Source organism: Pseudomonas sp. IT-P253, from assembly GCF_949768125.1.
Classification (GTDB): Bacteria; Pseudomonadota; Gammaproteobacteria; order Pseudomonadales; family Pseudomonadaceae; genus Aquipseudomonas.
In genome coordinates this window covers 20,623-45,007 of record NZ_CATKPT010000083.1, presented here as the reverse complement: position 1 = coordinate 45,007, position 24,385 = coordinate 20,623, and the positions used below count along the sequence as shown (strand labels likewise).

The 24,385-nt window shown below is 60.4% G+C and carries 22 protein-coding genes; 9 read left to right on the top strand and 13 right to left on the bottom strand.

Features of this window, described 5'->3' with window-relative positions; all coding sequences use genetic code 11:
* Positions 1–6: 6 nt before the first annotated feature.
* From metX to ACM6IR_RS26370, 4 genes are all read right to left on the bottom strand, one after another.
* Positions 7–1,146 (bottom strand): homoserine O-succinyltransferase MetX, encoded by a 1,140-nt coding sequence (gene metX / locus ACM6IR_RS26385; protein ID WP_414910411.1) that lies wholly within the window; start codon positions 1,144–1,146, stop codon positions 7–9.
* A gap of 208 nt (positions 1,147–1,354) precedes the next feature.
* On the bottom strand, positions 1,355–1,942 hold the full coding sequence (locus ACM6IR_RS26380; RefSeq protein WP_414910410.1) for a YggT family protein: 588 nt from the start codon (positions 1,940–1,942) through the stop codon (positions 1,355–1,357).
* Positions 1,943–1,966: 24 nt separating this feature from the next.
* Positions 1,967–2,785: a pyrroline-5-carboxylate reductase gene (gene proC / locus ACM6IR_RS26375; protein WP_414910409.1), complete on the bottom strand. Its 819-nt coding sequence runs from the start codon at positions 2,783–2,785 to the stop codon at positions 1,967–1,969.
* A gap of 35 nt (positions 2,786–2,820) precedes the next feature.
* Positions 2,821–3,507, bottom strand: a complete 687-nt coding sequence (locus ACM6IR_RS26370; protein ID WP_414910408.1) for a YggS family pyridoxal phosphate-dependent enzyme — start codon at positions 3,505–3,507, stop codon at positions 2,821–2,823.
* Positions 3,508–3,564: 57 nt separating this feature from the next.
* On the opposite strand from ACM6IR_RS26370, the gene ACM6IR_RS26365 reads away from it, so the two are divergent.
* Complete coding sequence (locus ACM6IR_RS26365; RefSeq protein ID WP_414910407.1) at positions 3,565–4,599, top strand: type IV pilus twitching motility protein PilT; 1,035 nt, start codon at positions 3,565–3,567, stop codon at positions 4,597–4,599.
* Positions 4,600–4,725: 126 nt separating this feature from the next.
* On the opposite strand, the gene ACM6IR_RS26360 is transcribed toward ACM6IR_RS26365, so the two are convergent.
* A complete protein-coding gene (locus ACM6IR_RS26360) occupies positions 4,726–5,346 on the bottom strand; it encodes a C40 family peptidase (RefSeq protein ID WP_414910406.1) in 621 nt (206 codons plus the stop codon).
* Between the two features lie 250 nt (positions 5,347–5,596).
* On the opposite strand from ACM6IR_RS26360, the gene ACM6IR_RS26355 reads away from it, so the two are divergent.
* On the top strand, positions 5,597–6,028 hold the full coding sequence (locus ACM6IR_RS26355; protein WP_414910405.1) for an NINE protein: 432 nt from the start codon (positions 5,597–5,599) through the stop codon (positions 6,026–6,028).
* Positions 6,029–6,128: 100 nt separating this feature from the next.
* Here ACM6IR_RS26355 and ACM6IR_RS26350 read toward each other — a convergent pair whose 3' ends face one another.
* The 7 genes from ACM6IR_RS26350 to gshB all read right to left on the bottom strand — a co-directional run bounded on the left by ACM6IR_RS26350 (position 6,129) and on the right by gshB (position 12,220).
* Positions 6,129–7,400 (bottom strand): dihydroorotase, encoded by a 1,272-nt coding sequence (locus ACM6IR_RS26350; protein ID WP_414910404.1) that lies wholly within the window; start codon positions 7,398–7,400, stop codon positions 6,129–6,131.
* Positions 7,397–8,401, bottom strand: a complete 1,005-nt coding sequence (locus ACM6IR_RS26345) for an aspartate carbamoyltransferase catalytic subunit (protein WP_007897943.1) — start codon at positions 8,399–8,401, stop codon at positions 7,397–7,399. The genes ACM6IR_RS26350 and ACM6IR_RS26345 overlap by 4 nt, the downstream gene beginning before the upstream one ends.
* A gap of 27 nt (positions 8,402–8,428) precedes the next feature.
* Positions 8,429–8,932: a bifunctional pyr operon transcriptional regulator/uracil phosphoribosyltransferase PyrR gene (pyrR, locus tag ACM6IR_RS26340; RefSeq protein WP_414910403.1), complete on the bottom strand. Its 504-nt coding sequence runs from the start codon at positions 8,930–8,932 to the stop codon at positions 8,429–8,431.
* A gap of 80 nt (positions 8,933–9,012) precedes the next feature.
* A complete protein-coding gene (gene ruvX / locus ACM6IR_RS26335) occupies positions 9,013–9,450 on the bottom strand; it encodes a Holliday junction resolvase RuvX (protein WP_414910402.1) in 438 nt (145 codons plus the stop codon).
* Positions 9,450–10,022: a YqgE/AlgH family protein gene (locus tag ACM6IR_RS26330; RefSeq protein ID WP_414910401.1), complete on the bottom strand. Its 573-nt coding sequence runs from the start codon at positions 10,020–10,022 to the stop codon at positions 9,450–9,452. The genes ruvX and ACM6IR_RS26330 overlap by 1 nt, the downstream gene beginning before the upstream one ends.
* 221 nt (positions 10,023–10,243) lie before the next feature.
* Entirely contained in the window at positions 10,244–11,143 is a 900-nt protein-coding gene (locus tag ACM6IR_RS26325; RefSeq protein WP_414910400.1) for an energy transducer TonB, read from the bottom strand.
* Between the two features lie 105 nt (positions 11,144–11,248).
* Positions 11,249–12,220: a glutathione synthase gene (gshB, locus tag ACM6IR_RS26320; protein WP_414910399.1), complete on the bottom strand. Its 972-nt coding sequence runs from the start codon at positions 12,218–12,220 to the stop codon at positions 11,249–11,251.
* Positions 12,221–12,577: 357 nt separating this feature from the next.
* Between gshB and pilG the strand changes: the two genes are divergently transcribed.
* From pilG to ACM6IR_RS26290, 6 genes are all read left to right on the top strand, one after another.
* Positions 12,578–12,982 (top strand): twitching motility response regulator PilG, encoded by a 405-nt coding sequence (gene pilG / locus ACM6IR_RS26315; protein WP_008152601.1) that lies wholly within the window; start codon positions 12,578–12,580, stop codon positions 12,980–12,982.
* 57 nt (positions 12,983–13,039) lie between these two features.
* The gene (gene pilH / locus ACM6IR_RS26310) at positions 13,040–13,405 is read left to right on the top strand and encodes a twitching motility response regulator PilH (protein WP_414910398.1); all 366 of its coding nucleotides are present in this window, start codon (positions 13,040–13,042) and stop codon (positions 13,403–13,405) included.
* 10 nt (positions 13,406–13,415) lie between these two features.
* Positions 13,416–13,949 carry a chemotaxis protein CheW gene (locus ACM6IR_RS26305; RefSeq protein ID WP_414910397.1) on the top strand — a complete coding sequence of 178 codons (534 nt, stop codon included), beginning with the start codon at positions 13,416–13,418 and terminating at the stop codon, positions 13,947–13,949.
* 215 nt (positions 13,950–14,164) lie between these two features.
* The gene (locus ACM6IR_RS26300; RefSeq protein WP_414910396.1) at positions 14,165–16,222 is read left to right on the top strand and encodes a methyl-accepting chemotaxis protein; all 2,058 of its coding nucleotides are present in this window, start codon (positions 14,165–14,167) and stop codon (positions 16,220–16,222) included.
* A gap of 51 nt (positions 16,223–16,273) precedes the next feature.
* Positions 16,274–22,279, top strand: a complete 6,006-nt coding sequence (locus ACM6IR_RS26295) for an Hpt domain-containing protein (RefSeq protein ID WP_414910395.1) — start codon at positions 16,274–16,276, stop codon at positions 22,277–22,279.
* Positions 22,272–22,727 (top strand): chemotaxis protein CheW, encoded by a 456-nt coding sequence (locus tag ACM6IR_RS26290; RefSeq protein ID WP_414910394.1) that lies wholly within the window; start codon positions 22,272–22,274, stop codon positions 22,725–22,727. Before ACM6IR_RS26295 ends, ACM6IR_RS26290 begins: the two co-directional genes overlap by 8 nt.
* Positions 22,728–22,840: 113 nt before the next feature.
* On the opposite strand, the gene ACM6IR_RS26285 is transcribed toward ACM6IR_RS26290, so the two are convergent.
* A complete protein-coding gene (locus ACM6IR_RS26285; RefSeq protein ID WP_414910393.1) occupies positions 22,841–23,209 on the bottom strand; it encodes a DUF6124 family protein in 369 nt (122 codons plus the stop codon).
* 455 nt (positions 23,210–23,664) lie between these two features.
* Between ACM6IR_RS26285 and ACM6IR_RS26280 the strand changes: the two genes are divergently transcribed.
* Positions 23,665–24,294: a transcriptional regulator gene (locus ACM6IR_RS26280; RefSeq protein ID WP_414910392.1), complete on the top strand. Its 630-nt coding sequence runs from the start codon at positions 23,665–23,667 to the stop codon at positions 24,292–24,294.
* Positions 24,295–24,385 lie beyond the last annotated feature (91 nt).

Below are 24,385 nucleotides of genomic sequence, written 5' to 3'. Positions count from 1 at the left end.
GCTTTCTCACAACGTAATACGGTTCATGTAGTGACTGAACGCCTGCAAGTAGCGCGGGATCGGAATCAGGAAGGCGTCGTGGCCTTGCGGAGCATCGATCTCGAGGTAGCAAACGTCTTTCTTGGCCGCCATCAGCGCGTCCACCAGCTCCCGCGAGCGGGCAGGGGAGAAGCGCCAGTCGGTGGTGAAAGACATCACGCAGAACTTGGCCTGGGCATTGGCGAAGGTTTTTGCCAGGTCATCGTCGAAGTTCGCCGCCGGGTCGAAGTAGTCCAGCGCCTTGGTCATCAGCAGGTACGTGTTGGCATCAAAACGTCCGGAGAACTCTTCGCCCTGATAACGCAGGTAGCTTTCGACCTGGAACTCGACGCTGTGGAAGTCGTAGTTGAGCTTTTCGCTTTTGAGTCCGCGGCCGAATTTTTCGCCCATCGAGTCATCGGACAGGTAGGTGATGTGCCCGACCATCCGCGCGAGCATCAAGCCGCGCTTGGGGATCACGCCGGCTTCCTGGAACGAACCGCCGTGGAATTCGGGGTCGGTGAGGATCGCCTGGCGTGCCACTTCGTTAAAGGCAATGTTCTGCGCCGACAGCTTGGGTGCCGAAGCGATAGCCAGGCAGTGGCGTATGCGATCCGGGTAGGTGATGCTCCACTGCATCGCCTGCATGCCGCCCAGACTGCCACCAATCACAGCGGCCCATTGGCTGATGCCGAGTCGATCCGCCAGACGCGCCTGGCTGTGGACCCAGTCTTCCACGGTCAGCACCGGGAAATCGGCACCAAACGGCTTGCCGGTTTCCGGATTGGTGCTGCTTGGGCCGGTAGAGCCGTTACATCCACCGAGGTTGTTCAGGCTGACCACGAAGAACTTGCGGGTGTCGATCGGTTTGCCGGGGCCGATGCAGCTGTCCCACCAACCGGGTTTGCGCTCGTCGGGGCTATGGAAGCCGGCAGCGTGATGGTGACCGGACAAGGCGTGGCAGATCAGCACGGCGTTGCTCGCCGTGGCGTTCAGCGTGCCGTAGGTCTCGTAAATCAAGTCATAGGCTGGAAGCGAACGGCCACAGGCCAGGGCCAGGGGCTCGCTGAAGTGCGCCATTTGCGGCGTCACCAGACCAACAGAATCGGCGGGAAAGGCAGTTGGCATCGACCCTGCTCTCGTTGAAATGAGGCGTAAGTCTAAAGACCAGTGCCTTTAGCAGCAAGCAAAGGCCGGGCCTGATTTCATTCAGTGGGACCGCGTTATCGTTCTTCGCGGGCAAGCCTCGCGCCTACAGGGATACGTATTCCAATGTAGGAGCGAGCGGTGCGACGATTCGACTTGCCCGCGAATGACGCACCTCGGTCTGCCAGAATCAGATCAGCCCGAACAGCTCCCTCGGCATCAGGGCGTAGTACGCAACGCGCGGAATCAGCCAGCTTTGCAGCAACTGCAGTGCAATAAACGCGAAGATCGGCGAAATATCGAGGCCGCCCAGGTTCGGAATGATTCGGCGGAATGGTGCGAGTACCGGTTCAGTGATCTGTGTGACCAGCTCTGCGGCCGGGCTGCGGCTGCCTGGGGCAACCCAGGACAGAATCACACTGATGATCATCGCGTAGAACAACACCTTCAAAAACAGCGAGAAGATGCCGATCAGCGCCCACGGCGCCAGGAACAATACGTCGACCTTGTAGCCGCTGAGCAGCAGGATGACCGCGTACAGCGCCATCTGCACGACCAGCGCCAGTACCAGCGATGACATGTCCAGCCCGAACATGCTCGGGATGACCCGGCGCAGTGGCTTGAGCAGAGGTTGAGTGGCCTTTACGGCGAACTGGCAGAGCGGGTTGTAGAAGTTTGCCCGAACCAGTTGCAGGATGAAGCGCAGCAGCACGATCAGCAGGTACAGGCTGCCCAGGGTTTGAATCACGAAAATGGCAGCGTCATTGAGTCCGAGCATCATTGATTCCTTTGAGAGAGCGGGTTAGCGACCGAGTTGCTCAGCCATCTCGGCCGAACGATGCGCAGCGGCGCCGAGTGCTTTTTCTACCAGGGCTTCAAAGCCGCCGGCCTGGAACGACTTGATCGCCGCTTCCGTGGTGCCCGCCGGTGACGTTACGCGGCGGCGCAGTTCGGCCGCATCGACATCACTGGCCACCGCCATGTGTGCGGCGCCCAAAGCGGTTTGAAGGGTCAGTTGTGCGGCGATGTCTGCGGGCAGGCCGAGCTTCACGCCTGCAGCGGTCATGGCTTCGATCAGCAGGAAGAAATACGCCGGGCCCGAGCCGGAGACGGCCGTCACCGCGTCCAGTTGTTGCTCTTCGGTCAGCCACAACGCGGTGCCGACGGCCGACAGCAGCTCTTGCGCTTGCTGGCGTTGATCAGCGTTCACTTCGGCGGTGGCGAACAAACCGCTTACGCCCTGACGCAACAGTGCCGGGGTGTTGGGCATGCAACGCACGATCGGCTGGGCGCCGAGCCAGTTGTTCATGCTGGCGCAGGTGATGCCTGCCGCGATGGAAACCACCAGTTGATTCGGTTTCAAGCTCGGGCGAATCGCTTCGCAGACGGCTTTCATCGCTTGGGGTTTGACGGCAAGCACGACGACGTCAGCGTCCTGGATGGCTTCGGCGTTGTCGGCGAATACGTCGATACCGTGTTCAGCCTTCACTTTGGTGCGGGTTTCAGCACCCGGATCGCTGGCACGGATCTGCGCGGCGTCCAGACCTTTGGCGCGCAAACCGCCGATGAGGCTGGCGGCCATGTTGCCGGCACCGATAAAGGCAATACGAGTCTTGCTCATGTCAGGTCCTTATAAATAGAAGAGTCGGTCATGGATCAAGGCTGACCGTAGTCGCGGGCACCAAACAGGGCCGTACCGATACGGACCCAGGTGGCGCCCATGGCGATGGCCGACTCAAGGTCGTGGCTCATGCCCATGGAAAGCGTGTCGAGCGGTAGATTGAGGCTGGCTTGCAGTGTCTGCACGGCCGCAAAAGCGGCGTCCTGGGCGGCGCGATCTTCGGTCGGCTCGGGGATTGCCATCAGCCCGCGCAATTTGATGCGCGGCAATTCGCTGATGGCGTTGGCCAGGGCCGGCAGGTCGGCCGGGGTACAGCCGGATTTACTGGCTTCGCCGCTGACGTTGACCTGGATGCAGATGTTCAATGGCGGCCTATCGGCAGGGCGTTGTTCGGACAACCGTTGTGCGATTTTCAAACGATCCACGGAATGCACCCAGTCGAAGTGCTCGGCGATAGCGCGAGTCTTGTTCGACTGAATGGGGCCGATGAAGTGCCAGATCAAGGGCAGGTCGGCCAATTCAAGCTGTTTGCTCAGGGCTTCCTGCAGGTAGTTCTCGCCAAAATCGCGCAACCCCGCGGCGTGGGCTTCACGCAGGGCCTCGGCGGGCTTGGTCTTGCTCACGGCCAGCAGCTGAACGCTGTGTTCATCGCGGTGGGCGGCGAGGGCGGCGGCGTGGATGCGTGATCTAACCTGAGCGATGTTGTCTGCTATCGTGGACATTCAAGGGGTGCCAGCGGGTCTGAGGTTCGCGGCATTCTACTGGAATTGAGGAGTGCTATGGATATCACTGAGCTGCTGGCCTTCAGCGCTAAACAGGGGGCGTCCGACTTGCACCTGTCTGCCGGCATGCCACCGATGATTCGTGTCGATGGTGATGTGCGGCGCATCAACCTGCCGGCCCTGGACCACAAACAGGTTCAAGCACTCATCTACGACATCATGAACGACACCCAGCGTGTGGACTTTGAGAAACACCTGGAAACCGACTTTTCCTTTGATGTGCCCGGCGTAGCGCGCTTTCGGGTTAACGCCTTCAACCAGAATCGCGGTGCCGGCGCGGTGTTCCGGACCATTGCGCCCAAGGTCCTGAGCATGGATGACCTGGGCATGGGGGAAGTGTTTCGCAAAATTACCGATGCCCCCCGTGGTCTGGTGCTGGTCACGGGGCCAACCGGTTCCGGCAAGTCCACCACCCTGGCGGCGATGATCGATTACCTGAACAACCACCGCCACCACCACATTCTCACCATCGAAGACCCGATAGAATTCGTCCATGAATCGCGCAAATGCCTGATCAACCAGCGTGAAGTCCATCGTGATACCCGCAGTTTCGCTACGGCGCTACGCTCGGCCTTGCGCGAAGATCCGGATGTGATCCTGGTGGGGGAAATGCGCGATCTGGAGACCATTCGCCTGGCGCTGACCGCCGCTGAGACTGGCCACCTGGTGTTTGGCACGCTGCACACCACGTCAGCGGCGAAAACCATCGACCGGGTGGTGGATGTGTTCCCGGGGGACGAAAAGTCGATGGTGCGTTCAATGCTGTCGGAGTCGTTGCTGGCGGTGGTGTCGCAGACACTGGTCAAGAAAATTGGCGGTGGGCGGATCGCGGCCCACGAAATCATGCTCGGCACGTCGGCGATCCGTAATCTGATCCGTGAGGACAAGGTGGCGCAGATGTACTCAGCGATTCAGACCGGTGGGAACCTGGGGATGCAGACGCTGGATATGTGCTTGAAGGAATTGGTGGCCAAGGGATTGGTCAGTCGCGATCATGCGCGGGAGAAGGCGCGGTCACCGGATAACTTTTGATCGGTCCAGAAACGCCTTCGCGGGCAAGCCTCGCTCCTACAGGGATCACATAAATCCTGTAGGAGCGAGCGGTGCGGCGATCCGACTTGCCCGCGAAGGGGGCCTCATGACCGACACAGCTTCAAATCAGCGCTGAACGACGCGCATCTGGCCCGGTTCTTTTGGCAGAACCCGCTTGGCAACCACGTAGTGGTCTTCCCAGTACGGCTTCTTCAGGGTGTCGATGCTTACCGACTTGCCACGACGCGGTGCATGGATGAATCGGTCGTTGCCCAGGTAGATGGCAACGTGATTGACCCGGCGGCTCTTGATGTTGAAGAAAATCAGATCGCCTGGTTTCAGATCGTTGCGATCGACTTTCTGGCCATGACCGCTGGCCATCGCGTTCGACGTGCGCGGCAGGTCAAATGTAGCGTCGTTAAACGCGTATTTCACCAGACCACTGCAATCGAACCCTTTACTTGGGCTGCTGCCGCCCCAACGGTATGGAGTACCGAGGACGTTGACTGCGCGGCTCAACACGTTGCTGCTTTCCTTGGCCGCCATCGGCGGTACAAGTTTGCTGTTGGCTTTGCTCAGGTGAGTCGAAAGTTTTGCAGTATGTTTGTTTTTGCTTGAAGGAGCAGAAACATGGGATTTTGGGGTGTAACCATTAACGTTAGGAAGACGTTGCTCACGATTGGTGGCGTGGGCGGCCAGTGGCATCAAAAGGCAAATGGTTAGCCATGTCTTGAAAAATGGACGCATTAGGCAGGGCTCGTATGGGTTAGCGCGCAACTTTATAACAGCTTTTTTGTCCCTTCCGAGGCCGTTGGTCGATTCAACCTGGAGGTCAACGGAACCAAACAAGCAGTAAATGGACGCAATTGTCGGACAGAAGTCAGGTGCTATAAGGCTTTGACGGACGACAACGTAACATGTGCCACACGTCGGCAACCTGTAAAAAAGTCACAAAGAATTCAAGAATATTTATCTATCGCGTGAAACGAGGTCCTTCATGAACACCTATCAACAGGCCGGCCCGCATCAAGATACGCACAGCAAAGTGATTGGTTACCTGCTATGGATTTTCGGTTTCACCGGGGCTCACCGCTTTTATTACGGCAAGCCGGTGACCGGGACGATCTGGTTTTTCACCTTCGGTTTGCTGGGCATTGGCTGGCTGATCGACGTGTTTCTGATTCCAGCCATGGACCGTGAAGCGGACCTGCGTTTTACCGCCGGGCCCATCGAGTACAACGTGGCGTGGATTCTACTGACGTTTCTTGGGGTGTTCGGCGTACACCGGATGTATCAGGGGAAATGGATCAGCGGGTTGCTGTACCTGCTGACGGGCGGGTTGTTCTTTGTGGGCGTGCTGTATGACTTCTGGACGCTGAATGACCAGGTGTCGATTCGCAATGCGCAGAACAGAGGCGCCTTCCAGTAAATCTTCGCGAGCAAGCTCGCTCCCACATTTGATCGGGTTCTACCAAGTAACTCGGTAAAATGTGGGAGCGAGCCTGCTCGCGAATGCAGGCAGCGCGGTTTTACGCCTGGTGGCTAATCCGCCCATCCACCAGGGTGTAACGCACCAGTCCCGGCAGGCTATGCCCAATGAACGGGCAGTTCTCGCCCTTGGACAGCCAGGTTTCACCGGCCACGGTCGACGCCGCCGGGTCAAACAGCACGATGTCCGCCGGTCCACCGACGGCCAGCTTGCCGGCCGGCAGGCGCAACGCTTCTGCAGGTCCGGAGCTCAGTCGCGCCAGCAACGTCGGCAGATCCAGCAGCCCATCTTCCACCAGCGTCATCGCCAGCGGCAGCAACAGTTCGACACTGCTGATCCCCGGCTCGGTCGCCCCGAACGGCGCCAGTTTGGCATCGCGCTCGTGCGGTTGATGGTGGCTGGAAATCGCTGAAACCACACCCGACTTCACCGCCTCACGCAGGCCGTCGCGGTCGGCGCGGGTGCGCAGCGGTGGCTGGACGTGATACAGGCTGCTGAAGTTGATCAGGGCTTCGTCGGTCAGGATCAGTTGATACAGCGCCACATCGGCGGTCACCGGCAGCCCACGCGCTTGAGCCTGAGCGATCAGGGCCACGCCGCGAGCGCTGGTGAGCTGACTGAAATGCGCGCGCACGCCACTTTGCTCGACCAGCAACAGATCCCGGGCCAGGGCTACGGTTTCAGCGGTTTCCGGAATCCCCGGCAAACCGAGGAAACTGGCAGTCGGGCCTTCATGCGCCAAACCACCTTCGGCCAGATCATGGTCCTGCGAGTTGAAAATCACCGTCAGGTCGAAGGTCGCCGCGTACTCCAGCGCACGGCACAGCGTGCGGGTGTTGCGGAAGCTTTCCAGACCGTTGCCGAAGGCCACGCAACCGGCATCGCGCAACGCGACCAGCTCCGCCAGCTGTTCGCCGTCCAGGCCTTTGCTCAGGGCACCAATCGGGAAAACTTTAGTGTTGCCGGCCTCGCGGGCGCGGTCGAGGATCAGTTCGGCCACGGCCGAGGTGTCCAGCACCGGTTTGGTTTTCGGCGGGCAGCACAGGCTGGTGACACCGCCGGCCGCAGCGGCACGGGTTTCGCTGACGATGGAGCCTTTGCGGCTGTAACCCGGCTCGCGCAGGGCGACGTTCAGGTCAACCAGGCCAGGGGCGGCGACGAGGCCTTGGGCGTCGAGGGTGTCGACGGACACAAAACCGGCCGGCGCGGTACCCAGGGCGACGATCTTGCAGGCTTCAATATGAATGTCGGTAACTTTATCCAGGCCAGTGGCTGGATCGATGACGCGGGCGCCGAGGATGCTGAGCTTCACTGGGCGTTCTCCTGCTCGAATTGGCGCTGGGCAGTCTGCCCGCTCATGGCCATGGACAGCACGGCCATACGAATCGCGATGCCGTAGGTTACCTGGTTGAGAATCACCGAGTGCGGACCGTCGGCCACCGCCGACTCAATTTCCACCCCTCGGTTGATCGGCCCCGGGTGCATGACGATGCAATCCGGTTTGGCCCCGGCCAGACGCGCGGTGGTCAGGCCGAACAGGCGGTAGAACTCGCCCTCGCTCGGCAGCAGGCCGCCGGTCATGCGCTCGCGTTGCAGGCGCAGCATGATCACCACGTCGACGTCTTTCAGGCCTTCGGTCATGTCGGTGTAGACCTTCACGCCGTATTGCTCGATACCGATCGGCAACAGGGTTTTCGGCGCGATCACGCGGATGTCCGGGCAGCCGAGGGTTTTCAGCGCCAGCATGTTCGAGCGTGCGACCCGCGAGTGCAGGATGTCACCGACGATGGCAACCGAGAGGTTTTCGAAGCCGCCCTTGTGCCGACGGATGGTGAGCATGTCGAGCATGCCTTGAGTCGGGTGGGCGTGACGGCCGTCGCCGCCGTTGATGATCGCCACTTGCGGGCACACATGTTCGGCGATGAAGTGCGCGGCGCCAGAATCACCGTGGCGCACGACGAACATGTCGGCGGCCATCGCTTCGAGGTTGCGCAGGGTATCGAGCAGGGTTTCGCCCTTGCTCGCCGACGACGTGGACACGTTCAGGGTGATCACGTCGGCCGACAGCCGCTGAGCGGCCAGTTCGAAGGTGGTGCGGGTGCGGGTGGAGTTCTCGAAGAACACGTTGCACACGGTCTTGCCGCGCAGCAACGGGACTTTCTTCACCGCCCGGGCGCCGACTTCGAGGAACGAGTCGGCGGTATCGAGGATTTCCGTCAGCAACTCGCGGCGCAAGCCGTCGAGCGAGAGGAAGTGGCGCAGCTGGCCCTGATCATTGAGCTGCAGCGGGCGCTTGGTTTCTAGAGGCGTCATCGCGAGGGGGACTCTCAATAGGGCGAATTAAAGGGCGAGGTCTTGCAGTTCGAGCGCAAGTTCCGGGCCGGACAACTTCACGCGCTCGTGGGCGGAGAGGGACAAGGTTGCACCGACCACGTCTGGGCGGATCGGCAGTTCACCGGCGTCCAGGTCCAGCAGGCAGACCAGCGTCACGCTGGCCGGGCGACCATAGTCGAAGAGTTCGTTCAGGGCCGCGCGGATGGTTCGGCCGCTCATCAGCACGTCGTCGATCAGCACCAGGTGCTGGCCTTCGATCTCGAACGGCAAGGCCGACGGGCGGACTTGCGGGTGCAGGCCGTTCTGGCTGAAATCGTCGCGGTAGAAGGAAACGTCCAGTGTCCCCAGTGGCGAGTCGCTGCCCAGTTCCTTGAGCAACGCCTGGGCGACCCAGACGCCGCCGGTACGGATACCGATGTAGCGCGGTTCGCTGATGCCTCGTTTGGCCAGGTAGGCGTCAAGGCGGATCGCCATTTGGCCGATCAGTTCAACGGGATTGGGCAGGCTCATGGTTGCTCCTTCTTGGGCCCGAGCCGGGTCTCACTGCGTTTGGCTCGGGTTGTAGCTAAGAGAGACGTGATGACGGCTCTTCAGGATACGAACAGTGCGGTGTTTTCGTCGAGCCAGCCTTGCAGCAGCAGGGCGGCGGCGATGGCGTCGACCGGGTTGTCGCGGTAACTGCCCTTTTGCCCGCCACGATCGCGGCGTTCGCCCTTGGCCTCGAAAGTCGTCAGGCGTTCATCGTGGGTATAGAAGGGCAAGTTGTAGCGGCCGTTGAGGCGGCGGGCGAACTTTTCGGCCCGCAGGCACATGTCGCTGGGCGTGCCGTCCATGTTCAATGGCAGGCCGACGACCACGGCATCGGGTTTCCACTCTTTAATGAGGGCTTCGACCTGGTTCCAGTCCGGAATACCGTTTTGTGCCTTCAGCGTGCACAACTCACGGGCCTGGCCGGTAATCACCTGGCCGACTGCGACGCCAATCTGTTTGGTGCCGTAATCGAATCCCAGAATCAGCTGCAGGGCCATCAGGAGTGCCCCGCCTGGCTGGTGAGCAGGCTTAGATTGATGCCCAGGTGTTTGGCCGCCGCTTCCAGGCGCAGTTCGCTGCTGGTGTTGAACAGGATGTCGGCGTCGTAAGGGCAGGTCAGCCAGGCGTTGTCGGCCAGTTCGGCCTCGAGCTGCCCGGCTTCCCAGCCGGCGTAGCCAAGGACAATCAGGCTTTTTGCCGGACCCACGCCGTCGGCGATGGCGAACAGCACATCCTGGGAGGTCGATAGCGACAGTTCGCCTTCCAGATCAACGGTTGCCTGATAGCTCTGCCCCGAAGGGTGCAGGACAAAACCGCGATCAGTCTGCACCGGGCCGCCGATGAAGATCGGCACATGCTGGCAGAGCACGGGTGTTTCGACGTCGGGACGTAATTGCTCGAGGATGTCGGCCAGATTGAGGTCCTGCACACGGTTGACCACCAGCCCCATGGCACCATTGGCCGTGTGCTCGACGATGTAGGTCAAGGTGTGCGCAAAGTTCGGGTCGACCATGTGAGGCATGGCGATCAGGAAGTGATGCTTGAGGTAGCTGGGGCTGACGTTCTTCATGAGCGCTAGTGTGGCGTTGGAGGGGCGAACTGACAAGCTGGGGATGTGCAGGAAAGTGCTGTCGCGACCTTCTGTAGCCGCTGGCGAAGCCTGCGTTCGGCTGCGAAGCAGATGTAAATCGCCATACATCATTCTTATAGGATGACCGTGGTTGGTGGGTTTGCGAGGACTGCGTCCTCGAACGCAGGCTTCGCCAGTTGCTACAGGGAGCGTGTAGGCCCTTAATTGCTGAAGAGTTTATCCCCGCGCGCAAATTTCCAGGTCCGGATGATTTCCAGTCGGTCGACGTCTGACAGGTCGCCGGTAAACGGTGCAAACGGCGCGGCCAGGCGCACGATGCGCTGGGCGGCCTGGTCAAGCAACGGCTGGCCGGAAGACTCCAGTACCAGCACTTCGTAGAGTGAACCGTCGCTGTTGATCGAGACCATCAGGCGCAAATTGCCGTAGATCTGCTGGCGCCGTGCTTCGTCGGGATAATTGAGATTACCGATCCGCTCAACCTTCTTGCGCCAATCATCTTTGTACCAGGCGCCCTTGTCGCGCATGGTCGAGGCCGCGCTCAGGCGATGGATGCGCGGGCGCTTGGCGTACAGCTGTTGTTCGTTGGCCAGTTCCGCTTCCAGGCTGGCGATGTCGCTGGACAGCTGCGAGCTGTCGAACGTCGGCGCCGCCACTGCAGGTTTGGTTTCAGTCTTGAGTTCCTGGTTTTTGGCGGGGGCTTTTTTCGGCTTCGGCGCCACGGTGGTCACCGCGGCCTTGGGCGGTGCGACCTGCACTTCAGGTTTGGCGGCCGGCGGTGGCGTGACTTTCTGCACCTTATTGTCCTGGAAGGGCGCGACTTCGGTCGTCTTGGGGAGCGCCTTTTTATCCAGGGTGCCACTGCCTTCCTGATTTTCCTGTGCCAGGAAGTCAGCTTTCGCAGGCTTTTTTTCGCTTTTGAAGGTGGCGAGGGTGATTTCCAGGGTTTTGCTGATTTGCTTGGGTTCAACCATCGTAAAGCCGACGCCCAACAGCAAGGCCAGGTGAATCAACGCTGCGAGAAACAGGGTAAAACCGAGGCGATCGGCCGGGCGCACGCCACGATGGGCGAGTTCAACGGGCAGATCGGACGGAAGTGTCATGACAGAAAAACCAACATCGCGTTTTTACGAGCCCGGCATGATAACGCAATGTTGGTTTTTAGCTTCAAGCTACAAGCTTCAAGCGACAAGCTGTATGCACGCGCTTCAAACCTGCGGCTTGGAGCTTGCAGCTTGCAGCTTCTTCTCGATGGCATCCATCAGCATCCCGCCGATGTCGGTGCCAAACGCGTTATCAATCTCGCGAATGCACGTCGGGCTGGTGACGTTGATTTCTGTCAGATGCTCGCCGATCACATCGAGGCCAACGAACAGCAGGCCCTTCTCGCGCAGGGTCGGACCTACTTGCGCGGCGATCCAGCGATCCTTGTCGGTCAGCGGACGGGCTTCGCCACGACCACCGGCCGCGAGGTTGCCACGGGTTTCGCCAGCGGCGGGAATCCGCGCCAGGCAGTAATCCACCGGCTCGCCGTCGATCATCAGGATGCGTTTGTCGCCATCGACGATAGCGGGCAGATAGCCCTGGATCATGATCTGCTGCTTGCCATGCAGGGTCAGGGTTTCGAGGATCACCGACAGGTTAGGGTGGCCGGCGGTATGGCGGAAGATCGATGAGCCGCCCATGCCGTCAAGCGGCTTGAGGATCACGTCGCCGTGGTGATCGGCGAATTCACGCAGGACGTCCGGACGGCGGCTGACGATGGTCGGCGGCGTGCACTGCGGGAACAGCGTGGCGAACAGCTTCTCGTTGCAGTCACGCAGGCTCTGCGGCTTGTTCACCACCAGTACGCCAGCGCGCTCGGCCTGCTCCAACAGGTAAGTGGAGTAGACGAACTCCATGTCGAACGGTGGATCCTTGCGCATCAGGATCACGTCCAGATCGCTCAACAGCGCGTCAGTCTCGGCTTCGAGTTCGAACCATTTATGCGGGTCGGCAAAGACTTTCAACGGTCGCATCCGCGCCCGCGCCTCACCTTCAGCCTGGTACAAATCGCTCTGTTCCATATAGAACAGTTCCCAACCGCGCTTCTGTGCGGCCAGCAACATGGCCAGCGAGCTATCCTTTTTATAGGAAATGCCGGCAATAGGATCCATGACAATCCCGACGCGAACGCTCATGGGTTTTTCCTCGAAATTTGGGTGGTAATGTCGACCTGTGGGAGCGAGCCTGCTCGCGATGGAGCTGAGAACACCGCGCCCATCCAGCCAGCACGCGTCATCGTTAACGATCATCGCGAGCAAGCTCGCTCCCACAAAGGATCAGTCCAAAAGGACCGTATAAAAGTGGCGTCAGAGTGGCGCTGAGTGTGTTCCCGGTCAAGGAAAAACCCACGCAAAGGTCGGCCGATAGATTGGATTTGGAGACTGTGCTAAAAAGGCTGCCATGCCGTGCTGGCCCTTGAGCATCAAGGGTTTCGAGCCCCCGGTAACCGGAAAACGGACAAATTGATTCGCAAAGGCGACGGTAGAGCCACTATGGAACAGCATTCCAGCGCCTTGAAGGTCATGGTGATCGACGATTCGAAGACGATTCGCCGCACCGCCGAAACGCTGTTGAAGAATGTGGGGTGTGAGGTCATCACGGCCATCGACGGTTTCGATGCCTTGGCCAAGATTGCAGACAATCACCCGGGCATCATCTTTGTCGACATCATGATGCCGCGTCTGGATGGCTATCAGACCTGCGCTTTAATCAAGAACAACAGTGCGTTCAAGTCCACGCCAGTGATTATGCTGTCGTCCAAGGACGGGCTGTTCGACAAGGCCAAGGGGCGCATCGTCGGCTCCGACCAGTTTTTGACCAAGCCTTTCAGCAAGGAAGAGCTGCTGAACGCGATCCAGGCCCATGTACCGGGCTTCGCCGCCGTTTTGCCGCAGTAGGACACGCACAGTGACGCTCGGCCAGCGGGCCCGGCGTCGACAAGAATGGGGAAGACCATGGCACGTATTCTGATCGTCGATGATTCGCCGACTGAAATGTACAAACTGACCGGCATGCTCGAAAAGCACGGCCATGAAGTGTTGAAAGCTGAAAATGGCGCCGACGGCGTGGCACTGGCGCGCCAGGAAAAACCCGATGCGGTGCTGATGGACATCGTCATGCCCGGCCTCAATGGTTTTCAGGCGACCCGTCAGCTGACCAAAGACCCGGACACCGGGCACATCCCGGTGATCATCATCACCACCAAGGATCAGGAAACCGATAAGGTCTGGGGCACGCGCCAGGGCGCCAAGGATTACCTGACCAAGCCGGTCGATGAAGAAACCCTGATCAAAATCCTGAACAACGTGCTGGCCGGTTGATCATCCGGCCATGACCGAGTCGCTGACTGCTTTCGAACTGCTGCTGCAGATCGACCGGCGCTGCCGTCTGCTGGCGGCGGATTTGCCGTCCCAGCCGACCCGGCAGGACAGCTGGAGCGGCATCGGCTTCCGTTTGGGCGAGCACTGGTACGTCGCGCCGATGGGCGAAGTCAGCGAAGTGTTGCACGAGCCGCGGTGCACGCAGTTGCCGGGGGTAAAACCCTGGGTCAAGGGTGTGGCCAATTTGCGCGGACGGTTGCTGCCGATCATGGATTTATGCGCATTCTTCGGGCATGAGCTCTCGACACTGCGCAAGCAGCGTCGGGTGTTGGTGGTGGAGCATCAAGACGTGTTTGCGGGGTTGATGGTCGATGAAGTCTTCGGCCTCCAGCACTTTGCGCAGGACAGTCTTTTACCGACAGAGACCTTGAGCGACCCGATTGCACCGTTCATCAAAGGCCGGTTTCAGTGCGAGCAGACCTGGCAGGTGTTCAGCCCGTTTGCGTTGGCGCAATCGCAGAGCTTTATGAGCGTAGCGCTGTAAACGCGGACGCATTGGCTTATGTAGCAGCTGCCGGAGGCTGCGTTCGAGGGCGAAGCCCTCGCAATTAGAGTAGCGCGGTGCTTCAGATGCAACGCGACGTCAGGGTTTACGGCTGCTTCGCAGCCGGACGCAGGCTTCGCCAGCTGCTACAAGGGGATCGCGCAGCGCCCGTAGATTGGCGGCGATAGAGAATTCAGCAGTTCAGGCGAGGACCGATGATAAAAGCAAAAACAGGCAAGCCAGAAGGGTCGCGCAGCCGGTCGCAGATCATCGTGCTGTTCATCGCGCTGATCGTTTTCATCATGCTGCTGTTTGCCAACTTCGCTTACCTCAACACCCAGGCCACGTACGACAAACAGTACATCGGTCACGCGGGCGAGTTGCGCGTGCTGTCCCAACGCATCGCCAAAAACGCCACCGAAGCCGCCGCCGGCAAGGCAGCGGCGTTCAAGTTGCTGGGCGAGGCGCGAAATGACTTCGCCCAGCGCTGGGGTTACCTGAAAAAGGGCGACCCCACCACCGGCCTGCCCCCCGCGCCATCCACCGTGCGCCCGGAAATGCGCGCCGTTCAGCTGGACTGGGAACGCCTGCTGAAAAACACCGACGCCATCCTCTCCAGCGAACAGACTGTTTTGTCACTGCATCAAGTCGCCGCAACCTTGGCCGAAACCGTGCCGCAGTTGCAGGTCGAGTACGAAAAGGTTGTCGAGATCCTCCTGCAACGCGGCGCACCGGCCGCCCAGGTCGCGATGGCCCAGCGCCAGTCGCTGTTGGCCGAGCGCATCCTGGGGGCGGTGAACACCGTGTTGTCCGGCGACGAAAACTCGCAACAGGCCGCCGATGCGTTTGGTCGAGATGCCGCGCGTTTCGGCCTGGTGCTCAATGGCATGCTCCAGGGCAATCCGACACTGAAAATCAGCCAGGTCGAAGACCGCGATGCTCGCGCCCGTTTGACTGATATTGCCGAGATGTTCCAATTCGTTTCCGGCTCGGTGGATGAAATCCTCGAAACCTCGCCCGAGCTGTTCAAGGTCCGTGAATCGGCCAGCAACATTTTCACCTTGTCGCAAACCCTGCTCGACGAAGCATCGCACCTGGCCACCGGCTTCGAAAACCTCGTCGGCGGGCGCAAGACCGACACCATTGGCGGCTATGTGCTGGGCTTGCTGGCGCTGATGTCGATCATCCTCATCGGTCTGGTGATGGTTCGGGAAACCAACCGACAGCTGCGCGAAACCGCCGAGAAAAACGAGCGCAACCAGAACGCAATCATGCGCCTGCTCGACGAAATCGAAGATTTGGCGGATGGCGACCTGACCGTGACCGCCTCGGTGACCGAAGACTTCACCGGGACCATCGCCGACTCAATCAACTATTCCGTGGACCAATTGCGCGATCTGGTGGCAACCATCAACCTCACCGCCGGCCAGGTCGCCGCTGCCGTGCAGGAAACCCAGGCCACCGCCATGCACCTGGCGCAGGCCTCGGAACATCAGGCCCAACAGATCAGCGAAGCCTCCACCGCGATCAACGAAATGGCCCAGTCCATTGACCAGGTCTCGGCCAACGCCGCTGAATCCTCAGCGGTGGCCGAACGCTCGGTGGAAATCGCCAACAAAGGCAATGAGGTGGTGCACAACACCATCCACGGCATGGATAACATCCGCGAGCAGATTCAGGACACTGCCAAGCGCATCAAGCGTCTGGGCGAGTCCTCTCAGGAAATCGGCGACATAGTCAGCCTGATCGATGACATTGCCGATCAAACCAACATCCTCGCGCTCAACGCGGCGATCCAGGCCTCGATGGCCGGTGACGCCGGGCGTGGTTTTGCGGTGGTGGCCGATGAAGTCCAGCGCCTGGCCGAGCGCTCGTCCGCCGCCACCCGGCAGATCGAAACCCTGGTGCGGGCGATTCAGACCGACACCAATGAAGCGGTCATTTCCATGGAGCAGACCACCACCGAAGTGGTGCGCGGTGCGCGACTGGCGCAGGATGCCGGTGTGGCCCTGGAAGAAATCGAAGGCGTATCGAAGACACTGGCAGCGCTGATCCAGAGCATCTCCAACGCGGCCCAGCAACAGACCTCTTCGGCCGGGCAGATTTCCCTGACGATGAACGTGATCCAGCAGATCACCTCGCAGACCTCGTCCGGTTCCACCGCCACCGCCGAGAGCATCGGTAACCTGGCGAAAATGGCCAGCCAGCTGCGGCGTTCGGTGTCCGGTTTCACCTTGCCGGCCGCCAAGGCGCAGACTGTGGATAAAGTGTGAAGCGCCTGGGGGCGCTTGCGTGTTTTGACTAGAGCAGTGACTGGAGTGGTTATGGGTGATCGGCACGACTATGTGGCCCTCGAGTGGGTCAAAGGCGAGATTGCCGAAACGCTGAAAGTTGCTCACCAGGCGATTGAAACGTTGCTTGATGACCCTCAGGCAACGCACGCCCTGAACGATTGCCTGGCGTGCGTCCATCAGGTTCACGGCAGTTTGCAGATGGTCGAATTCTACGGCGCGGCCTTGCTCGCCGAAGAGATAGAACAGTTGACGACGGCCTTGCAGCTGAACCGCGTGAGCCATCGCGATGAAGCGATTCATTTGTTGCTGCAAGCCCTCGGACAGTTACCGACCTACCTCGACCGGGTGCAGGGCGCCCGCCGTGATTTGCCGTTGGTGGTGCTGCCGCTGATCAACGATTTGCGCAGCGCCCGTGGTGAAAGCCTGTTATCGGAAACCAGCCTGTTCAGCCCGCTACTGCCGGACCTTCCACCGCTGGATGATGAGGCGCTGGCGCTACTGGAACCGGCGGACTTGCCCGGTGTGCTGCGCAAGTTGCGGCAGATGTTGCAAATGGCGCTGGTCGGTTTTCTGCGTGAGCACGATAACGACACCACGCTTGATTACCTGGCCAAGGTCTTCGCGCGCCTTGAAGGGCTGTGCGGCAGCGCACCGTTGAGTCCGTTGTGGCAAGTCGCCTCGGCGCTGGTCGAAGGCATGCGCGGCGGCTCGATCGCCAACAGCCCGGCGTTGCGCAGCTTGTTCAAGGACGCCGATAAAGAACTCAAGCGCCTGCTCGAACAGGGCATGGCCGGCATCAACCGGCCGGCGCCACCCGAATTGCTGAAAAGTTTGCTGTTTTACATTGCCAAGGCCGAACACCCTACCGGGCAGATACTGACCATGAAAGATCGCTACGGACTGGATGACGCATTGCCTGACGGTGCGATGGTCGATGAAGAACGGGCACGGCTCGCCGGCCCCGATCGCGACGCCATGCGCTCGGTGCTGGCCGCGCTGTGTGAAGAACTGGTGCGGGTCAAGGAGCGCCTGGACCTGTTTGTGCGCAGCGACCGTCAACACACCTCCGACCTCGACAACCTGCTGGCCCCCTTGCGCCAAATCGCCGACACCCTGGCGGTGCTGGGGTTCGGCCAGCCGCGCAAGGTCATCATCGATCAGATGGCGGTGGTCCTGAGCCTCGCCCAGGGGCAGCGCGAACCCAATGACGCGATCTTGATGGACGTCGCCGGAGCCTTGCTCTACGTCGAAGCGACGCTGGCCGGTATGGTCGGCACCGTGGAGCCGGAAAGCCAGGAGGACAGTCGTCTGCCGACGACCGACCTGACGCAGATTCATCAGATCGTGATTCGCGAGGTGCGGATCTGCCTGCAACAGGCCAAGGACATGATCGTCGACTACATCGACGCCGATTGGGATCGTCAGCATTTGCAGCCGTTGCCTGCGTTGCTGACCCAAGTGCGCGGTGCGCTGGCAATGATTCCGTTGAACCGGGCGGCGAGCCTGATCGAGACGTGCAACCACTTCATCCGCGAGCATCTGCTGCTGGAGCCGGACCAGCCCGGTTGGCAGGAGCTGGACAGTCTGGCCGACGTCATCACCAGCATCGAATATTACCTGGAGCGCCTCAGCGACGACCCGCAAGCCCCGGGCGAACAGCTGCTCGACGTTGCGGAAAAAAGCCTGGCCGCACTCGGGTTTTTCCCCAGCGAGCTGCAGGTGCCGGTCCTTGAGGATGTGCTAAGCCTGAGTGAAGCGCAGGCGATGCAGGACCTTCAGGAATTGCACGACCCGGAGATCGTCCAGACCCTGGCCGATGTGCTGGCCAGCCCCGTGTCTGCGCTTAACCCGCCAGCACTGGACACGCCGGGCAGCCTGTTGCCGCCCCCGTCGGGCGAGGCACCGGTGGACGATGAACTGCGCGAAGTCTTCCTTGAAGAAACCGACGAAGTCCTGGATGTCCTCCGCGAATACCTGCCGCGCTGGTCGGCCAACCCCGACAACACGTCAGCCTTGAGTGAATTGCGCCGGGCCTTCCACACGCTTAAAGGCAGTGGCCGGATGGTGCGTGCACTGGTGCTGGCCGAGTTGGCGTGGGCCGTAGAAAACCTGCTTAACCGGGTACTGGAACACTGCGTTCAACCGGGGCCATTGGTGCAACAACTGGTGGCCGATGCGCTGAACCTGCTACCGGAACTGGTGGCTGAATTCGCCGCCAATGCCCAGCGTCAGCGCAACGAGGTCGACCAATTGGCGGCCCGCGCGCATGCCTTGGCCAAGGGGGATACACCTGTCTTCGATGAAGATACGCAGGACGTTGCTGCCCTTGATCCGCTGTTGCTGGAGATCTTTCGCAAAGAAGCCGAAACCCATCTCGCCAGCCTGAACCGCTTCCTCGACCAGGCCGCCGAGCATGTTCCGCTGCAGGCCAGCGATGAGCTGCAACGGGCGTTGCATACACTCAAGGGCAGCGCATCCATGGCCGGCGTATTGCCGATCGCCGAGCTGGCAACACCGCTGGATCAACTCGCCCGCGAGTACAAGGCGCACCTGATGGCGCTGGACCTGGACGAAGTTGAACTGCTGCTCGAAGCCGAAGGCTTGTTCCGCCGTGGACTGCGACAACTCAAGACTGACCCGCTGGCGCAGATTCCGGGCGCCGGTTCGTTGATCGAGCGCACCCGGACGTTGCTCGCCGAGCGTCTGGAAACCCTCTTGAACGCGCCGAACACCGGGTTGCGGATCAAGCGCGATCCGCAGCTGATCAATAACTTCCTCGCCCAAGGCATGGACATCCTGCTGGACGCGGAAAATCTGTTGCAGCGTTGGCAGCAACATCCTGGCGAGCGCCAGGAGCTCAGCGCGCTGCTGGACGAATTGACCACCCTGGGCGAAGGCGCGCACCTGGCTGATCTACATCCCATGGATGCGCTCTGCGAAGCCTTGCTCGACCTGTATGGCGCGGTGGAAGAAAGCAGCCTGGCGGTCAGCGAGGCGTTTTTCCATGAGGCGAAAAGCGCCCACGAAGCGCTGATCAACATGCTCGACGAACTGGCCGCCGGCCAGGAAGTCACCCCGCAACCGGAACGGGTCCGGGCGTTGCGCGGCTTGCTCGATGCCAGCCTCGATCCTTCCGCCATGGGGCTGATTCGCAGCGATGGCAGCCGCACCTTGAGCATTCGTGAGCTGGGCGACGTCACCGCGGAGCTGGAACGATCCTCTGTAGGAGCGAGCTCGCTCGCGATGGACGTAAACGATGACGCATTGTCATTGGAAAAACGCGGTGCCGGTGAGCCTTTCGCGAGCGAGCTCGCTCCTACAGGGGACCGCATCGTCGAGCAGCATGATGAGATCGTTTCGATTTTCCTCGAAGAAGCGGTGGATATCCTCGAAGGCGCTGGCCAGGCGTTGCGGCGCTGGCTGAGCGAGCCTGATAACGCCGCCCCGCTGTCGTCCTTGCAGCGAGATTTACACACCCTCAAAGGCGGCGCGCGGATGGCGGCGGTTGAGCCGGTTGCCAATCTGGCCCAAGAGCTGGAAAACCTCTATGAGGGGCTGCTGGATCGCCGTTACAGCCACAGTGAAGCGCTGACGCAGCTGCTGCAACAGAGCCATGAGCGACTGGCGATGTTCCTTGAGCGGTTACAGCACGACCAGCCTTTGGGCCGTCCGGACGATTTGATCGAGGCCATTCGTGCGTTTCGTCAGGGTAACGTCGGCAGTGCCGATGTGATCGAACCGACGGCCAGCAACGACTCGCCGGGCCACGATCCAGAGTTGCTGGAAATCTTCCTCGAAGAAGGTTTCGACATCATCGAAAACTCCGGTGCGGCGCTGCTGCGCTGGCAGGCCGAGCCTTCGAATCGTCAGGAAATGGAAACCCTGCTGCGCGACCTGCACACCCTCAAGGGTGGCGCGCGGATGGTTGAAATAGTCCCGATTGGCGACCTCGCCCATGAACTGGAATTTCTTTACGACGGCCTGTCCGCTGGCGTGCTGCAACCGACGGCCGCGCTCTTCGCGTTGCTGCAACGCAGCCACGACCGATTGGCGCAGATGCTCGATGCCGCGCGTGCCGGACAGCCATTGCCGCCGGCCGATCGGCTGATCGATGCGATCAAGAATTTCAGGCATCCGGCCGTGCTGGAAACACCGCTGGTGGCGCCTGCCGTTCCTAAACCCGAGGTGCCCGCCCTGCAAGCCGAAGCGGGCGCCGACATGGTCAAAGTATCGGCAGAATTGCTCGATGATCTGGTCAACCTGGCCGGCGAAACCTCGATTTTTCGGGGACGCATCGAGCAACAGGTCAACGATGCTCGCGTGGCCCTGAGCGAGATGGAAACCACCATCGAGCGCATTCGCGACCAGTTGCGCCGTCTCGACACCGAAACCCAGGGGCGGATTCTCAGCCGGCAGCAAGTCGACGCCGAACGCCTGGGCTACGAAGAATTCGATCCTCTGGAAATGGACCGTCACTCGCAATTGCAGCAACTGTCGCGGGCACTGTTCGAGTCGGCCTCCGACTTGCTCGACCTCAAGGAAACCCTCGATCGACGCAATCAGGACGCGGAAAACCTGCTGCAACAACAAGGCCGCATCAACACTGAATTGCAGGAAGGCCTGATGCGCACGCGCATGGTGCCCTTCGAACGGATGCTGCCGCGCTTGAAACGTATCGTCCGTCAGGTGGCCAGCGAACTGGGCAAGGACGTTGAATTCATCGTCGGCAACGCCGAAGGCGAGATGGACCGCAACGTCCTCGAACGCATGGCGGCGCCGTTGGAACACATGCTGCGTAATGCCGTCGACCATGGTCTGGAGTCCGCCGAGGTGCGTATCGCGGCCGGCAAACCGGCTCAAGGCCGGATCACGCTCGACTTGTCCCGCGAGGGCGGTGACATCATTTTCGACATTCGCGATGATGGCGCCGGGGTGCCGCTGGAGGCCGTGCGGCGCAAGGCGATCAAGCGTGGCTTGCTCGGCGCGAACAGCGACATCCGCGACCACGAGGTGCTGCAATTCATCCTGCAACCGGGGTTCTCAACCGCCGAGAAAATTACCCAGATCTCAGGCCGTGGCGTGGGCATGGACGTGGTTCACGAAGAAGTCCGGCAGCTGGGCGGCACCATGAGCATCGACTCGACACCGGGGCAGGGCGTGCACTTCCGGATTCGGCTGCCGTTCACCGTGTCCGTCAATCGGGCGCTGATGGTGCTGTGCGGGGAGGATCAGTACGCGATCCCGCTGAACACCATTGACGGCATTGTTCGTGTGTTGCCCAACGAACTCGAAGGGCATTACCGGCTCGATCCGCCGACCTACAAATACGCCGGGCAACGCTACGAGCTGTGCTACCTCGGCGAATTGCTGAAAACCAGCGCCCGTCCAAAACTGTTGGGCCAGAGCCTGCCGTTGCCGGTGTTGCTGGTCCAGTGCAATGAGCGGCGAATCGCTGTGCAGGTCGATGCCATGGCCGGCACGCGCGAGATCGTAGTCAAAAGCCTCGGGCCGCAATTTGCGGCGGTGCAGGGCTTGTCCGGCGCAACAATCCTGGGTGACGGCCGGGTGGTGTTGATTCTCGATTTGCTTGCGCCGATCCGCGCCATGCAGGCGCAAGTGCCGCAGCGGACGTCGGGCCAGGACACGGAAGTCGAGCCGCACAAGCCGTTGCTGGTGCTGGTGGTCGACGACTCGGTGACAGTGCGCAAGGTCACCAGCCGTTTGCTCGAACGCCACGGCATGAACGTGCTGACCGCCAAGGACGGGGTCGACGCCATGCTGCTGCTTGAAGAGCACATGCCGGACGTCATGCTGCTGGACATCGAAATGCCGCGCATGGACGGCTTCGAAGTGGCCACCCAGGTGCGCAACGATGAACGATTGCAGCACCTGCCAATCATCATGATCACTTCCCGCACCGGGCAGAAACACCGTGATCGCGCCATGGCCATCGGCGTCAACGACTACCTCGGCAAGCCGTACCAGGAATCGGTGCTGCTCGAAAGCATCGCCCTGTGGAGCAAAACCCATGCTTGAACATCGCACCAGCAACCTCACCGGGCTGCTGCTGCCCTTGGCTGACCGCAACCTGATTTTGCCCAACGTCGCGGTCGCGGAGCTGATCGACTATCAGCCGGGAGCGTTCGATCTCGATACGCCACCGTGGTATCTGGGGTTGGTGGCGTGGCGTAACCGGCAGATTCCGCTAGTCAGTTTTGAGTCGGCGTGTGGCAATAAAGTCGTCATGGGTGAACGGGCGCGAATTGTCATTCTCAATGCACTGGGTGGGCGGCCGGAGCTGAAATTCATTGCGCTGCTGGTGCAGGGGATTCCACGGTCTTGCAAACTCGACAGCCAGTTGAGTTATGTCGATGTGCCGCTGTGTGCGCTGGAACAGGCGGCGGTGCAGGTGGGCGAGCAAGTGGCGAAGGTGCCGGATTTGTTGGCGCTGGAGGAGTTGTTAGTGAGTGCCGGGCTCGTCTGACGGGCCCCTTCGCGAGCAGGCTCGCTCCCACAATGGATCGAGGCGCACACAAAACCCCTGTGGGAGCGAGCCTGCTCGCGAAGGCGACCTTCAATTCACCACAAACCTGACTGCTAAACCTTGGCCTGAGCCAACGCCTCATGATGATCCAGCGCCCGCTCCACCAACAACTGCACACCATCCGCCATTCGGCTGAGCGCCAAGGCTACCGAACGGCGTGAGCCTTCCACATCGTCCGCCAGATCGGCCGCAATGGCGCTGATGGACAGCAGGTCTTCAGACGCATTGGCCAGAAGGGCTTCGGTACCGATATCGGGGGCGACGGTGAAGAGCTGGAATTTGCGGGGTTTGGCTGGTTTGTCGTCAGCCGGGGGGAAGTAGTGGGCGAAGGCGCGGTCAGCGGCGTCCTTGAATTGTTCGGCTTCGAGGGATGCTTCGGAGTCGGTGCCGGATTCCGGGGGGTTGGGGGTAGCTTTGAACATACTGAATCTCCGCTTAATGAGTTTCAGCTGCTCCATTCGATTTCCAGGCGAAGGGGTGGCAGCTGTACGCAGGCTGGAAATCCGGGGGTAAACGGAGAAAACAACCCGGCAGACCCGAAGGTCTCCCGCGCACAGCCGCCATAACGGAATGCACACATTCAAGGTGCGCAAGCATACGTTATGAAAGGCGCTTTTGCGTTGTTTACACCTCGGGTTTCCAGGCCCGGTCGCTGAATTGGCAGCGACACACAAACGATAAAGATCAATGCAAAACCGCACCAGTCGGCGGGTTCCGGCATTGTTGTAGGCCGCGACACCAAGCTTTGTAGCCTCTCACCGTTTCTGCGGACAAATGTTTAAACACAAAACCCGATCGGCTGGCGAAGGTGTCCAAAGGTTGAAGATTCCCAAAAAGGGACCTATCGTTCCCTTTTTGGGACTCATTGGTCGTCACTGTGAAAAACCTTTCCCTCAGCCAAGCCTTGTTCACGACCACTCAGCAAAGAGTGCTGGGATTGTTGTTTGGCAAACCCGACCAAAGTTTTTACGCCAACGAGATCGCCCGCTGGGCTCAAGTGGGTAAAGGCAGCCTCATGCGTGAGCTGGATCGGTTGCAGCAGGCCGGCGTGCTGATCCTGACCCGTCAGGGCAACCAGACCCACTATCAAGTCAATCCCGACTGCCCGATCTATGCCGAACTGTTGGGCATCGCCCGTAAAACCTTTGGTATTGCCGAGCCCCTGTGCCAGGCGCTCCAACCCTTTGCCGAACAGATCACCTGGGCATTTGTGTACGGCTCTATCGCCAAGGATCAGGCAAACGCATCCAGTGACATTGATCTCATGCTGATCGGCAAAGGCCTGCACTACAGTGAAGTGATGGAGCAGCTTATACCTCTGGAGGAGCAATTAGGCCGCGTCCTCAACCCGACGTTCTACACCCCCGACGACTGGGCCGCAAAACTGGCGGCTGAAAACAGCTTTGTCGTGCGGGTAGCGCAGCAGGACAAGATCAATCTGATGGGAGAAAACCCTTTGGAGTCCAAGGATGGGCAGCAACGAGAATCTGGACAACCTGTTACGTAGCGGTGGACTGAGTTGGTGGAAAGCACTGCGCAGCTTCTGATTCGCGTGCAGCAGCGGATGAGCGGGCTGTAGTGCTCCGCCATTGAAAACT

Excerpts from the sequence above, each read along its gene's own strand:
- metX (WP_414910411.1), bottom strand. The coding sequence starts at position 1,146 with ATGCCAACTGCCTTTCCCGCCGATTCTGTTGGTCTGGTGACGCCGCAA.
- ACM6IR_RS26380 (WP_414910410.1), bottom strand. The coding sequence starts at position 1,942 with ATGCTCGGACTCAATGACGCTGCCATTTTCGTGATTCAAACCCTGGGC.
- proC (WP_414910409.1), bottom strand. The coding sequence starts at position 2,785 with ATGAGCAAGACTCGTATTGCCTTTATCGGTGCCGGCAACATGGCCGCC.
- ACM6IR_RS26370 (WP_414910408.1), bottom strand. The coding sequence starts at position 3,507 with ATGTCCACGATAGCAGACAACATCGCTCAGGTTAGATCACGCATCCAC.
- ACM6IR_RS26365 (WP_414910407.1), top strand. The coding sequence starts at position 3,565 with ATGGATATCACTGAGCTGCTGGCCTTCAGCGCTAAACAGGGGGCGTCC.
- ACM6IR_RS26360 (WP_414910406.1), bottom strand. The coding sequence starts at position 5,346 with ATGCGTCCATTTTTCAAGACATGGCTAACCATTTGCCTTTTGATGCCA.
- ACM6IR_RS26355 (WP_414910405.1), top strand. The coding sequence starts at position 5,597 with ATGAACACCTATCAACAGGCCGGCCCGCATCAAGATACGCACAGCAAA.
- ACM6IR_RS26345 (WP_007897943.1), bottom strand. The coding sequence starts at position 8,401 with ATGACGCCTCTAGAAACCAAGCGCCCGCTGCAGCTCAATGATCAGGGC.
- pyrR (WP_414910403.1), bottom strand. The coding sequence starts at position 8,932 with ATGAGCCTGCCCAATCCCGTTGAACTGATCGGCCAAATGGCGATCCGC.
- ruvX (WP_414910402.1), bottom strand. The coding sequence starts at position 9,450 with ATGGCCCTGCAGCTGATTCTGGGATTCGATTACGGCACCAAACAGATT.
- ACM6IR_RS26330 (WP_414910401.1), bottom strand. The coding sequence starts at position 10,022 with ATGAAGAACGTCAGCCCCAGCTACCTCAAGCATCACTTCCTGATCGCC.
- ACM6IR_RS26325 (WP_414910400.1), bottom strand. The coding sequence starts at position 11,143 with ATGACACTTCCGTCCGATCTGCCCGTTGAACTCGCCCATCGTGGCGTG.
- gshB (WP_414910399.1), bottom strand. The coding sequence starts at position 12,220 with ATGAGCGTTCGCGTCGGGATTGTCATGGATCCTATTGCCGGCATTTCC.
- pilG (WP_008152601.1), top strand. The coding sequence starts at position 12,578 with ATGGAACAGCATTCCAGCGCCTTGAAGGTCATGGTGATCGACGATTCG.
- pilH (WP_414910398.1), top strand. The coding sequence starts at position 13,040 with ATGGCACGTATTCTGATCGTCGATGATTCGCCGACTGAAATGTACAAA.
- ACM6IR_RS26305 (WP_414910397.1), top strand. The coding sequence starts at position 13,416 with ATGACCGAGTCGCTGACTGCTTTCGAACTGCTGCTGCAGATCGACCGG.
- ACM6IR_RS26300 (WP_414910396.1), top strand. The coding sequence starts at position 14,165 with ATGATAAAAGCAAAAACAGGCAAGCCAGAAGGGTCGCGCAGCCGGTCG.
- ACM6IR_RS26295 (WP_414910395.1), top strand. The coding sequence starts at position 16,274 with ATGGGTGATCGGCACGACTATGTGGCCCTCGAGTGGGTCAAAGGCGAG.
- ACM6IR_RS26290 (WP_414910394.1), top strand. The coding sequence starts at position 22,272 with ATGCTTGAACATCGCACCAGCAACCTCACCGGGCTGCTGCTGCCCTTG.
- ACM6IR_RS26285 (WP_414910393.1), bottom strand. The coding sequence starts at position 23,209 with ATGTTCAAAGCTACCCCCAACCCCCCGGAATCCGGCACCGACTCCGAA.